Source organism: Leclercia sp. Marseille-Q4284, assembly GCF_916618945.1.
Lineage (GTDB): Bacteria > Pseudomonadota > Gammaproteobacteria > Enterobacterales > Enterobacteriaceae > Enterobacter > Enterobacter tamurae.
On record NZ_CAKAKG010000002.1, the window covers coordinates 303,749 to 316,075 of the forward strand.

Sequence of the window (12,327 nt, forward strand, 5' to 3'; positions counted from 1 at the left end):
TATGGAACTGCTAACCACTCTCTTCCCGCCCGCTTTTTTGGCCCTCGCGCTGGCGCATTTTGTCGCCCTGCTCAGCCCCGGCCCGGATTTCTTTTTGCTGATGGGCTTCGCCGCCCGCCACCGCCTGCGCGGCAGCGCCGGGCTGTGCGTGGGGATCGCCGCGGGTAACGGGCTCTATATCCTGCTGGTGATACTGGGCTGGAGCGCGCTGCGTCAGTTCACGCTGCTTTTCAGTATTATTGAACTGCTGGGCGCGCTGTATCTGCTGTGGATCGGCTGGCATCTGGCGCAAAGCCGCGCCCGCACGCTGGCACTGGATAGGGCCGAGCCGGAGCGCCCCTCCTGGCACCGACAGTTCCTGCTGGGGCTGGGGTCGGCGGTGTTAAATCCGAAAAACGCGCTCTTTTATCTGGCGCTGATGACCGCGCTGCTCGGCCCGAACGTCACCCTGTTGCAGCAGTCGGTCAGCGGGATCTGGATGGTCACGGTGGTGTTGATGTGGGATCTGGCGGTGGTGTCGTTTATCGCCCTGCCCAGCGTACAACGGCGGCTGAGCAACAACCTCTGGAAGATTGAGCGCGTGGCAGGGGTGGTGCTGATAGGGTTTGGTACCTGGATAATAGTCATGCGTTTTTAAGCGGGTGTTTCCAGCAGCGTGCGCCAGAAATCACTGACCAGGTTTTCAACGTGCGCCGCATTCACATCAAGGTTTTGCCGCACCATGGCATCTACCAGTTTTTGCATATCAAACTGCTGAAGGCTGGCTCGGTTTTCGTCGGTCATCAGTGCGGCCACATCGCTGCCCGCCAGCAGCGCACCCATGCGTTCAGGGTCCCACTCCACGCTATCGCCCCATTCGCCGTTATCGTAAAGACGAGACTCTTCAACGTGATGATACTCATGCAGGATCTTGTGGATATCAATGGCGTCTTTGGTAAATTCATCCCCTCGCTCACGCCAGGCGAAGAGTTTTAGCAGCAGCAGTCCAGGCAAGGAACAGAAACGCACGTCGCCGCAACCGGGTATCTCAATCGTCAGGGTATTAGCATATGCCTCTTCAAACCCTTCGACGGACATCGCCACGTCCAGCTCCGGCGGCCAGAGGATCTCATTGCCCCGTGCAATCTCGCCGAAGGGTAAAATATCGACCTCGACCCCTTCCCATAACAGGCGCTGCACTTTACCCGGTATCTCAATTGCCCCCTGCGCCTGCATAGCCGCTTTTAGCGCATGAAAATCGTCCCAGCGATGAATAAGGACAGCAATATCAATATCACGCGTATGCCGTCCGCTATTTCGGCCATAAAGATGCGTTAATACCACTTCACGTGCCATCGCACCGGCAACAAAAAAGTCGCATTGCGCCTCGCGGCAAACGGTCGAGATACGCGCCAGCGTGGCGCTAATGTTCTCAGACAGTGGGCTTTGTAATGTGAAGGTATTTTTCATTAATTTTTCTCGCTGTCTCAATGTTGCGATCGTCATTGGTCGCCAGTAGCTCAGCGATGGTTAACAACGCCCAGGCGCGTTCATTTTCGCGTACAGGAAATGTCTCTCCCCAGAAGCACTCAATCAACTCCCAATTTCCGGAGGGTGTGGGACGCATATCAAGTTTTTTCCGCCGCTCATTGAAGCTGTAAGGGGTAAATAATTTCACGTTTTCCGGATGCAAATACCCCCCGCTGAGAATGTGACCTGCAACCTCCCCCGACCAGCATTCACCCGCTAATAACAGGTTGTCACTCCATTGCACTTCACCCTGCATCTTCAGCGTCTTCAGTTTGGGCCGCAACACTAAAGGATATTCCTGTACCCACAGCCAGTAGAGATCGTTAACACGGGTTAAACGCCGTCCGCCCTGACTCACGCGGTAGAGGTTTTTACTCTCCAGATAATCAAAGCCTTTGCTGACCATGCCCAGCGAAATTCCCGCCAGTTGCGCTATCTCCCGATAGGTATAGTTAATGGCCTTGTCATCCGCGAGCAAAACAAACAGCAGTTTCATGATACCGACAGAGACGGTGCCTGAAGGCGTGGCCCGTTCCCCCTTCTTGCCGCTGATATGGATATAGATGCCGGGGGCCACAATTCGGGCGTTTCCTGCCCCATCAATAAAGTTGATATTATGTTCGACGCAGTACTGTTGAAGTGCGGGAGAGAGGTAAAGGCATGCAACCAGGGGTGGCAAGGGATCGTTTTGATGCCGCATGTGCCATTGCTCAAGCCAGGATCGTCGTGGTTGCGTTTTTATCTCCACATTAAAAGCGATCGCTTCACTGCCAGGGATGCTCATCTTCAGAATGCCGTCGTCGCCGTAGTCTTTCCCGGACTGCGAGGAGACAAAATCAAGAAATCTCAGCTCCGCGGGAAGCTGGTCAAAGAGACTCTCTATAATATCGTTTTCCGTCATCGCTTGTTCACGCCCTTTTATTGTTCACGCATCATGAACGCTGCTATTTTATGAACAAACCTTCGCTACCTGCAACTGATGTTTTAGTATCCACAGGTTCAACGGAATGGAAACCTTATGATTGTTTCACTTTTGCCAGACACGGCCGGACGGGATTTTATCCTCGGGGATTTACACGGCCGCTGGACGATGCTGGAAGCCTTACTCAGCCACGTTCATTTCGAGCCCCAGCGCGATCGCCTCATCGTCACTGGCGATCTTTTTGATCGCGGCGATTCACCGCTGGAGTGCCTGCATCTGCTTAACCACCCATGGTTTTTTTCCGTGCGCGGCAATCATGAACAGAATCTTATCAACTGGCACCGGGCCAGCCATTCAGCCAAAATGTCGAAAAAAGAACAGATCATTGCTGACGGAGGCGGCTGGTTTTTTGCCCTGGCCGAAGATGAACGGGCTGCGCTGTGCAAGAAAATAGAAAATCTGCCCATGGTGATTTTAGTTTCTGCGGGCGAGCGACGTCTTGCGGTGCTTCACGCCGAAATCCCGGAGAACATGCATCATTTCGACGAATTCTTACAGGCGCTCTGGCAACAACATCCCGCCGCGCATCACAGCTGTCTCGTTGGCCGCCGTCGCCGCAGACTCACAGTCTCAACACCTGTCGCCGGTATCGATTTAGTGATTTGCGGCCATACGCCGGTGGAGCCGTCACGTTGTTTACGTGAAAACACGCTGAACCTGGATTTTGGCCTGCCACCTCGCCACCCTCAGTCCGGGCTCGGGTTATTCGATACCGCGAGCGAGACGCTCTGTTTATGCAGTGCCGGGCTGACAATAACTTCCCTTGACTGTTCACGAATACATAATGTTCACGAAACATGAACAAAGTCAAATCGTGAACAAACAGAACTATTTTGCATCTTCTCGCCGCTTCCCTCTATCCTTAACCCTATGGAAAAACTCGCTGAACTCAAACGCGCCAAGCTCCTGGCGCTGTCGCTGCTGCTGATTGCCGCCGCGACCTTTATCGCCACCCTCTTCCTGCCGCAGACCTTCTGGGTGCGGGGGGTGAAGGCCATTGCCGAAGCGGCGATGGTCGGTGCTCTCGCTGACTGGTTTGCCGTGGTGGCCCTGTTTCGTCGGGTGCCGATCCCGTTTATTTCGCGTCATACGGCGATTATCCCGCGTAATAAAGACCGGATTGGCGATAATCTCGGCCAGTTCGTGCAGGAGAAATTTCTGGATACCCAGTCGCTGGTGGCGCTGATTCGCAAACATGAACCAGCACTGCTGATCGGCAACTGGTTCAGCCAGCCGGATAACGCCCAGCGCGTCGGGCAGCACATCATGCAGGTGATGAGCGGCTTCCTTGAGCTGACCGACGACGGGCGCATTCAGCGCATGCTCAAGCGGGCGGTACACAAGGCGCTGGATAAGGTCGATTTCAGCGAAACCAGCGCCGCGATGCTGGAGAGCATGACCAAAAATAACCGTCATCAGGTGCTGCTGGACGCGGTGATTAATCGTCTGATTACGCTCCTGCAGCGCGACACCACCCGCGACTTTATCGCCGCGCAAATCGTCCACTGGTTGAAGACCGAACACCCGCGCAAGGCGATGATCTTGCCCACCGAGTGGCTGGGGGATCAGAGCGCCGAGCTGGTCTCTAATGCGGTGAATGCCATCCTGGATGACGTCAGCCATGACCGCACCCACCAGATCCGTCAGGCCTTCGATCGCGCGGTGCTGAAGCTGGTGGAAAACCTGAAAAACGATCCTGAAACCGCGGCTAAAGCGGAGAACATCAAAGAATATCTGAAGAACGACGAGGCCTTTAACCGTTATCTGGGTGAGATGTGGGCCGACCTGCGCCAGTGGCTGAAGGCTGACATGCAGAGCGACGACTCCCGCGTCAAGCAGCGCCTCGCCAACGCCGGGCTGTGGTTTGGTGAAACCCTGGTGGCGGATACCAACCTGCGCGCCTCGCTGAACGAACACCTCGAGCAGGCTGCCCATCGCGTGGCGCCGGAGTTTGCCGCGTTCCTGACCCGCCATATCAGCGATACGGTCAAAGGCTGGGATGCCAAAGATATGTCCCGGCAGATTGAGCTCAACATCGGCAAAGACTTACAGTTTATCCGCGTCAACGGCACCCTGGTGGGCGGCACCATCGGGCTGATTCTGTTCCTGCTCTCGCAACTGCCCGAGGTCCTGCCTCTGATCGGCCGATAGCCAGCCGCCCTGCTCGTACTCCAGCAGCAGCAGGATGGTTAACGCCTGGGCATAGGGCACCGGGGCCATGGCGATATCGCAGTAGTACTGAATATCCCAGCCCAGCATAGTGCCGCGCGAGGCTTCCAGCACGATGCCCTCGTCGTCGATACGCGCCATCACCGCCTCGAAGGCGCGCAGGGCATGCGCGCTGACGGACGCATCCAGCATCCCCATCCGTATCCCGCGCAGCATGCCCCAGGCGATGCCCGCCGTGGCGGAGGACTCCTGGGGCGAAAGCGGATCGTCGAGCACCGTGTGCCACATGCCGTTCTCCGCCTGCAGTTCGCACAGACTGCGCACCTGCCGCGACACCACCTGCGACAAATAGCGACGCACGCTGGCATCCAGATGCTCGCCCATCAGCGCGATGAACTCCGGAATGGCGACGGTGATCCACGCATTACCCCGCGCCCAGAACGCCCCGGCAAAGTGGTGCTTATCGACAAAAGTCCAGCCGTGATACCACAGGCCGCTGACCGGATCGCTGAGGTAGCGGGTGTGGAGCAGAAACTGGTAGCTGGCCTCGTCGATCAGATCCTGACGCTTCAACACAATGCCCGCCACGCCGAGGAACAGGCAGGTCATAAACAGGGTGTCATCCCACAGCTGGCCGGTGTTGGGCTGCTCTTTCACCACGTGCTGGAACCCGCCCTCTTCCGTTTTGGGCAGATCGCGCTGCAGGGCGTCAGCCCAGTCGCTGACCGTCTCCAGCAGATCCTGGCGCTGATGATGTCCGGCCACCAGCGCCAGGGCGATCATCGGCGCGGTGGTGTTGATCTGTATCTCCGGCAGCCCTCTGGTAATTTGCCCCTCGTACCAGGCGAGGATCGACTGCTGCAGAACGGCATCCTGCTGATGCTCCGCAAAGCGCCAGAAGCCATACAGCCCAACGCCAATCTCCCACTCCCACTCTTCGAAGTTGATGGCGAATCCGTTCCCGACGCCCACCTCATCGAGATTTTTCAGGCGACAAAACCCGCGCACCACGCGATCCAGAGTCTTCATCTGCTGTTCTTTGTTCATGCTTTCGTCCCTGTAAGGTATGCCTCTGCCTGCGCCCGTAGCACCCGGGCATCGGCCGCGCGCATCAGCGCCAGGCGCTGCTGTTGATGCCCCCGGCGGCCCGAGGCGATAAACAGCGCCTCCGGGAACAGCTGCCCCGCCAGATACTGCGCGGTCTGGAAAGCGAGCACCTTCTCATCCCCCCAGAACGCCATCACATCGCAGCCCCGTTCGTCGTGCCAGTAGCGATAGCCCAGCACCGTGGATTTCACTCGCCGCCACAGCATCCGGGGGAAGTACTCCCCCCGGTGGCGATGCCAGAGGGAGAGCAGCGCCAGCAGTGCGAACACCGACTCCTCTTCCCGGCCGCTGACGCACTTCAGGGTGCGCAGCAGCAGGGCGTCGAGTTCCGGACCATACTCGCGCTGCGCCATCAGGGTCAGCAGACGGCGGGCGCTGTCGTCCTGGGCTGGCTCGCAAACCGCTGGCGGCGCGATCGGCGGACACGCCTCCGGCAGCGCGACGCCGAGCATGGGTTCGTCGAGATAGATCATCTGCAGGGCAAAAAGTGTCTCGCGCTCGAAGAGCTCATCGAGATGGATCAGCAGGCTGTTTCGGCCCGCGTTCAGCGCCAGCTGAACGTCGGTATGCTGCAATCTGTTGCGGGTAAAAGGGGTGAAGCACGCCAGCAGCTCGCCGCCATTCCAGATCCATACCCCGCCGCAGGTCGCCACACGAAAGGTAAAAATCCCGCGATAAGGCGCGAACAGATCCACCCTCAGCCAGCGCTGCAGATGGTAGGCCTGCGGGCGAAACCCCGAAAAAGCGACGGTGTTATCGACCCCAACAACGGCTTCCCGGCACGGTAGCGCCTGGGCGGGATCGACATGCCGCCGGGCGTGCGTCTGTAGAAACACACGGCGGCAAAACGACACCGCATCCGGCCCCACCTCACGGGCAGGATCGTCCGTTTCACCGGTATAAAACTCGGCAAAGCGCTCTGCTTTTGCGGCTGAAACCAGAAAACGCGTGAGCGCGTCGCCCTGTGCTAACTGCCAGTCACCCTGGGACATATCTTCCTCATCTCTCGCAAAACGAATACATTGCGCCGCTATCATCAGCAGATTCGATATCTGCCGCGAGCAGCGGGAGGCGGGGATTAGCGGGAACTGCCCGGCAACTCACAAACTGGCCGCGACGGGGAGGCGGAGCGTGATGCGGATCGCATTCCGCCGCGGATGGAGAGAGAAAAAGATGAGAAAAATCACGCCGGTTTTATAAGCCAACCCCACCGACGTGATACGCATCACACAAACTAGCCCTTCAGCGCTTTTAGCTCGTCGCTCAGGCTGTCCGCCAGAGATCGCACGCGGGAGGCATCGAACAACACGTGCAGGCCGGGGGAGGCATCGGCATGTTTCAGGCAGAAATCGTCCAGCTCGGCGGCGCTGCGATACAGCTCCTGAATGTTGATCTGGCAGATCTCGCGCATGCTCCAGCTGTTCTCCACTTCCCGGGCAAAGCGCAGGGTAAAGAAGGCTTTCTGGGCGTGAACAAACAGATGGCAGTAGAGTGCAAAGCCCTGCCACTCCTCCAGCCAGCGGCGTTTCAGCGCCCAGGGGAACGCGGCGGTGTCGGCAAAGCGCAGGGCCTGTTCCTGCAACGCCTCTGAGGCATCCCGGGCGTCATCCTTCTCGCGGGCAATGCGCGACAGCGACGCGGAAGAGGTTTCCACGTCGCTGGCGCTGAAGAAAATATCGCGCTCCGATCCCGGCAGCCAGTGGTTGCGGTTGAGCTGGCCGTAGAGACTCCACACCGCCTGGCTGTAGCTCTCCGGCACCTGGCTGTGGCGATGGAACACGTGATCGCGCACGTAGAGGGCGCCGTACAGCACCTGCCCCGCCTGCTCCAGCAGGGATCGGAAGGTGTCAAAAGTCTCGCCATCCGGGCGCCAGCCGTAGCGCTCATCCAGCCAGTCGCTCAGCAGCTGCGCCACGCTGAGATGACGGCCATCGCTGGTGACTATCCGACTACAGGCCACCAGATTGCACTCGCTCAGGGTGCCCATCACCCAGTGGTTATCGACCCCCTCCCAGCTGGTTTTGCACACCACGCCGCGGATCGCCGGGTTCGAGCGGCACCACAGCAGGCGGCCCTGCAGTTCGTCGATGCGCAGCCAGGGAAGTACACCCCAGCCGACTTCCTCCCCCACCAGATCGATATCCGCCCACACCTCCCGCTCCTGCACCGCCAGCAGCGCCGGGTTATTGGGAAACGAGGGCCAGAAACGTTCCGGGGTGAGTTTGATCGAGACACTGACGCTCTGTGGCAGGGGGCGAATCGCCTCCAGCACGTTGTTGAGATCGTGGTTGCCTGCCGGGAACACCCGCAGCACCAGGTGCTTGTTCTCAGCCTGCATGGTGCGGGTCATGGCATTGAAGCAGCGGCTGTAGATCGCCAGAGCGCGTTCATCGCGCTGTGCCGGATTGACCTCACCCTCCGCCTGCAACTCCCAGTTGGGGCGGGACACCGGCAGCAGGCCATCGGTGCTGGAGATCGCCACCAGCAGGCCGCTGAGAGCCGGAATGCGCTGGCAGATCAGGGCGATTTTACGGGTCAGATATCCGCACCAGAAATCGACGTCGAGCCGCACGCCCTGGCCCGGCTCAAACAGATGCGGGTGCGCCAGCAGCAGCTCGGTGGGGAAGCTGAACTCTTTGGCCTGCAGGTAAAAACGCAGCCCCTTTTGCTGACACAGCAGCCCCAGGCGGTTGAGGTAGACGCAGCGGGCACGCTGCTGGCTGGAGAGACGGTCGTTGTCGAGATGCGGCGTGTAGCCTTTCGGGGAGACCAGTTTGTCGAACAGATCCACCTGCCCGACAACCACCGTATTAAAATCATGCGCCACGGCCCAGTCAACCAGCTCGCAGGCCTTGTCCCAGTTCCAGTACGCCTGATTATTCAGCTCCAGCGCCCGCGTCTGCCACATATCGTCATCCCTTTTGTCGGCCAGTTAATCGACCGACAGTGATAGCACAGAACGCGGGAAAGATGTGTGCTACGGATTGCGGATCACGTAGCGCGTCGGCGCAAAGCAGTTAAGGATCAGATGCATAATGAACACCATGGTCAGGGTCGCCACCAGCGCCACCGTCACCGAGACGATGCGGTAGAGGTCGCTGAACACCAGGTCGCCGTCCGGGTGCATGTTCTGGCCGAACATGATGCCGATGGTGGTGATACTGGCAAAACCGACCCCGGCCCCCACCTTCTCCATCACGTGCAGGCGGGCGCCAAACGCCAGCCCGAGGCCAATCAGGGGCATCATCAGCAGCATATGGCTGCTATGATCGTACAGCACCAGCTGCACCACCAGAATGTAGAGGCAGCCGAGCACCACCCCGACCACGCGCCACAGGGAGCTCATCACCGCCCCGCGGTAGTGCATCGGGAAGAGGATCAGTACTCCCGCCATCAGCGCCGAGAGGGAATCGCTGAGATCGCTTATCTGGAACACCACAAAAATCAGCGTCGCCACGGTGCCGGAGAGCAATGACTCGTGGCGCACCCGGGCGGCGTCTTTCTCCAGCCGCGGCGGCGGCGTGCGCGGCTCGACATCCGGCAGCAGGTAGTGCATCAGCGCGCTCAGGCACACCGCCATCACGCTGGCTTCGAGGTTGGAGAACAGCAGCGTGTGCCAGTTGGTGGTGGGATAGCTCATAAAGTTGAGCATGGTGCTCTGACACACTACCCCCATCGAGCCGAACAGAAACAGCGGCCCCTGGCTCATAAAGCGAAAACGCATCACGTAGAGGCCAAACACCACCAGGGTCATAATTACCGGCCACTGCGCCAGATACCCGATAATAAACACCATTTCGATACAGTTCAGCGCAGAACTGAACACAAACTGCTTAGCGACGTGGCGGTTAAACACCGGTACCAGCGACAGGAGCATGATCGGGTAGATCACGAAGAAGACGCCGTAACTGGTGTTGTAGAAGCTCGACACGCTCAGGGCAATCATCCCGGCAATCACGATCCGCAGCGTCTGGCGAAAGTCGTTGGCGGTGTAGACGATGTTGCCGTGCGGGGTAAAGACCCGCGCGAGGGTATTAATAGACATAATGCAGCAGGCTGACGAGGTGGATCTGCATCCCGGAGAAGAAGCGGGCGAACGGACCTTCGCTGTTGTAGAGCTGCACGGTGGCGCGCGCCCCGGTCGGGAGGTGCTTCGGCAGGGTATCGTCCAGCGCTACGTGGATGCGCATCCGTTGGGCGTCACGCACCCAGCGGTTGGAGGTTTCCGGCTCCGACAGCTGGCCGTTGACTGCCTCCTGACCTGCTAAAATCCCGGCATCGCTGCTGGTGACGTGGGCGCGGAACACGCGGCCCGGGAAGGCGTCAAACACCACCGCGGCGTCGGTGTTCTGGTGGGTATGGCGCAGGCTCTTTTCGCGGAAATCGGCGACGATATCGCTCTGGTTGTTTACCAGCGCCAGCGCCGCCGAGCCGGAGGCAGCATAAAAGCCGGGGCTCAGCTGAACGTTGCTGACCGTGCCGTCGGCCTCGGCGTAGATTTTGGTCCAGCCGAGGTTGAGTTGAGCCTCGTCCAGCGCGTTGCGGTATTTTTGCAGGGATACGTTATGCTGTTCATCCCGCTCGCCGCGCTCAATACGCAGCTGATGGATGGTGGCCTGCAGATTCGCCACCGACTGCTCGCTGCCCTGCCAGGTGGTACGCACCTTATCCAGATCCGCCTGGGAAACATTCTGCAGGGTGCTGAGTTTCTGATAGCGATCGAAGGTGACTTTATCGTTGCGGGCGGTGAGCTGGGCGGTTTTCAGGCTGGCCTGGGTCGCCACGATCTGCGCGTCCAGCTGCTGATTGGCGAGACGCGCCTGCTGCAGGGCAATCTCAGCGGCCTCGACCTTATTACGGAACGGCGTCGCGTCGAGCTCAAACAGCAGATCGCCCTTCTTCACCTGGCTGTTGTTGTGGACATGCACCGCTGCCACATAGCCGGAGACGCGCGCCGACACCGGCGTGACCACGCGCATCACCGTGGCGTCCGGCGTCAGCGGGATCCAGATATCGGCGACGATAAAATAGACAAACATCAGCAGGAAAGAGGCAATACTTACCCTTACCCAGCGGGCAAACTTTTGTTCAGGGGTCATGATTATTGGGTCTTGTTATCTTCTTCGCGGATTGTCCGCAAATTGCAGGCGATTTGATTAAGTGTGGCGCTGAAAATCTCCAGATGCTCCGGGGCGATATTCTGCGATACCCGTTTCTGGAACGTTTCGATAACCCGGGTCAGCGTTTTCAGCACCGCGTTCCCTTCGGGTGTGAGCGTCAGCAGCCGGATGCGCTTGTCATAAGGCGATGTGGTGCGCAGCAGATAGCCCTGCTTTTCCAGCTGTGAAAGGGTGCGCATCAGCGGCGGCAGTTCAATGCCCTGCACTTCCGCCAGTTCGCTCACCGAGACGTTCTCCCCCAGTTGATCAAGCTGCATCATCACCGTCCAGCTCGACTGGGTTAACCCGGTCTCGAGAATGGCGTCGTCAATCACCGCGCGCCACTGACGCACAATCATTGCCATCCGCATGCCCATCGGCCTGCGGCAGAACAGATCTTCTTCACGCATGGGGGAACCTCGCTTCACACGCTGAGAAGATAATAGTTATCAGGGTAAGTATCAAGAAACGAGGATGTTAAGAGCAGGAATTGCGAAAGCGTGCGGGCCCCTCCCGGGATCAAACACGCTGATCAAATTTCTTATACAAGCCGGTCAGATTGGTCACGGCGAATTTTCGATAAATATTGCGTCGATGATGGCTGACGGTTTTTCCGGTCACGTCCAGGTAACGGGTAATTTCTTTATTCTTTTTCCCCGACACAATATAGGGCAACAGCATGGTCTCCATACGGGTTAAGCGTTGCTCTTTTTCAAGATGATGCCAGCGGGCATTTTTAAAAATAGTCACCGGCTGATCTTCCTGTGCAAGGTGGGTAAGACAGGCGTGTAATTTTCGCACCGCACTTTTACAGTCGATGGTGTAATCGGCGATGGTATTAATGAGAATATTTTCAATAGTGCTTTCGTAGCACACATCCCGGGTAATAAAAATAAAATAGCTCTGCTCGTAACGGTTTTTAACGTCCAGCAGCGCATTCAATACTTTAATATCCGACTCGCCATAATCCACCACAATGGCTTTGGTCAGGGCAAGATCCTCTTTCGTCGCTTTTTTAATGTCATCAAGATAAAGCACCCGTTGAAATGAGGGCGCGTCGATCATTAGCCGATCGACCAGCATGTTAAAGCCCTGCTGAAAGTATCTACAGGATGTTAATACTATAATCATTGCCCATATCCTTATCATCACTGTGGATTTAATCATAATCCTTGAGAATGTAATTATTTTCAATTAACAGTTTTCCGGTGATTGTAGGAATATTCCTAAGCAATGAGCAGCAATTCGTGCTATTGCTCACATAAAAAGATATTTGAAGTAATTATTAAGCTGTTATTACAGCGAGATATCCGACCACTTAAGATTTTTCCAGGCAATGGAAGAGCAATCTGCCCCTTGTTTTTATTTTCTTTTGATATGCTGCGAAATGTAACGAAGGAT

Annotated in this window: 12 protein-coding genes; 3 read left to right on the forward strand and 9 right to left on the reverse strand. The window is 57.6% G+C overall.

From position 1 onward, the window contains the following. Position 1: 1 nt before the first annotated feature. Positions 2-637: a LysE family translocator gene (locus LG383_RS16170; RefSeq protein ID WP_225759661.1), complete on the forward strand. Its 636-nt coding sequence runs from the start codon at positions 2-4 to the stop codon at positions 635-637. On the opposite strand, the gene LG383_RS16175 is transcribed toward LG383_RS16170, so the two are convergent. Both LG383_RS16175 and LG383_RS16180 read right to left on the reverse strand, forming a co-directional pair. Beyond that, complete coding sequence (locus tag LG383_RS16175; RefSeq protein WP_166181495.1) at positions 634-1,449, reverse strand: nucleotidyl transferase AbiEii/AbiGii toxin family protein; 816 nt, start codon at positions 1,447-1,449, stop codon at positions 634-636. The two genes, LG383_RS16170 and LG383_RS16175, sit on opposite strands and share 4 nt — an antisense overlap. Beyond that, a complete protein-coding gene (locus LG383_RS16180) occupies positions 1,412-2,410 on the reverse strand; it encodes a type IV toxin-antitoxin system AbiEi family antitoxin (protein WP_225759662.1) in 999 nt (332 codons plus the stop codon). The genes LG383_RS16175 and LG383_RS16180 overlap by 38 nt, the downstream gene beginning before the upstream one ends. A 117-nt stretch (positions 2,411-2,527) precedes the next feature. Here LG383_RS16180 and LG383_RS16185 point away from each other — a divergent pair, with 117 nt between their 5' ends. Continuing rightward, positions 2,528-3,292, forward strand: coding sequence for a metallophosphoesterase (locus LG383_RS16185; RefSeq protein ID WP_225759663.1), 765 nt, complete (start codon positions 2,528-2,530; stop codon positions 3,290-3,292). Positions 3,293-3,361: 69 nt separating this feature from the next. Continuing rightward, positions 3,362-4,642: a DUF445 domain-containing protein gene (locus LG383_RS16190; RefSeq protein WP_166181492.1), complete on the forward strand. Its 1,281-nt coding sequence runs from the start codon at positions 3,362-3,364 to the stop codon at positions 4,640-4,642. On the opposite strand, the gene LG383_RS16195 is transcribed toward LG383_RS16190, so the two are convergent. The 7 genes from LG383_RS16195 to LG383_RS16225 form a co-directional block, all read right to left on the reverse strand. Continuing rightward, positions 4,538-5,707 (reverse strand): glycoside hydrolase family 105 protein, encoded by a 1,170-nt coding sequence (locus tag LG383_RS16195; RefSeq protein WP_225759664.1) that lies wholly within the window; start codon positions 5,705-5,707, stop codon positions 4,538-4,540. The genes LG383_RS16190 and LG383_RS16195 overlap by 105 nt on opposite strands. Then, positions 5,704-6,759: a hypothetical protein gene (locus tag LG383_RS16200; protein WP_225759665.1), complete on the reverse strand. Its 1,056-nt coding sequence runs from the start codon at positions 6,757-6,759 to the stop codon at positions 5,704-5,706. Before LG383_RS16200 ends, LG383_RS16195 begins: the two co-directional genes overlap by 4 nt. Before the next feature lie 242 nt (positions 6,760-7,001). Continuing rightward, positions 7,002-8,675, reverse strand: a complete 1,674-nt coding sequence (locus LG383_RS16205; protein WP_225759666.1) for a hypothetical protein — start codon at positions 8,673-8,675, stop codon at positions 7,002-7,004. Between the two features lie 69 nt (positions 8,676-8,744). After that, positions 8,745-9,812, reverse strand: a complete 1,068-nt coding sequence (locus LG383_RS16210; RefSeq protein WP_166181488.1) for a DUF2955 domain-containing protein — start codon at positions 9,810-9,812, stop codon at positions 8,745-8,747. Then, complete coding sequence (locus LG383_RS16215) at positions 9,802-10,869, reverse strand: HlyD family secretion protein (RefSeq protein ID WP_166185067.1); 1,068 nt, start codon at positions 10,867-10,869, stop codon at positions 9,802-9,804. Before LG383_RS16215 ends, LG383_RS16210 begins: the two co-directional genes overlap by 11 nt. Beyond that, positions 10,869-11,336: a MarR family winged helix-turn-helix transcriptional regulator gene (locus LG383_RS16220; RefSeq protein ID WP_225759667.1), complete on the reverse strand. Its 468-nt coding sequence runs from the start codon at positions 11,334-11,336 to the stop codon at positions 10,869-10,871. Before LG383_RS16220 ends, LG383_RS16215 begins: the two co-directional genes overlap by 1 nt. Positions 11,337-11,445: 109 nt before the next feature. Then, on the reverse strand, positions 11,446-12,009 hold the full coding sequence (locus LG383_RS16225) for a LuxR C-terminal-related transcriptional regulator (protein WP_166181486.1): 564 nt from the start codon (positions 12,007-12,009) through the stop codon (positions 11,446-11,448). Positions 12,010-12,327: the final 318 nt, after the last annotated feature.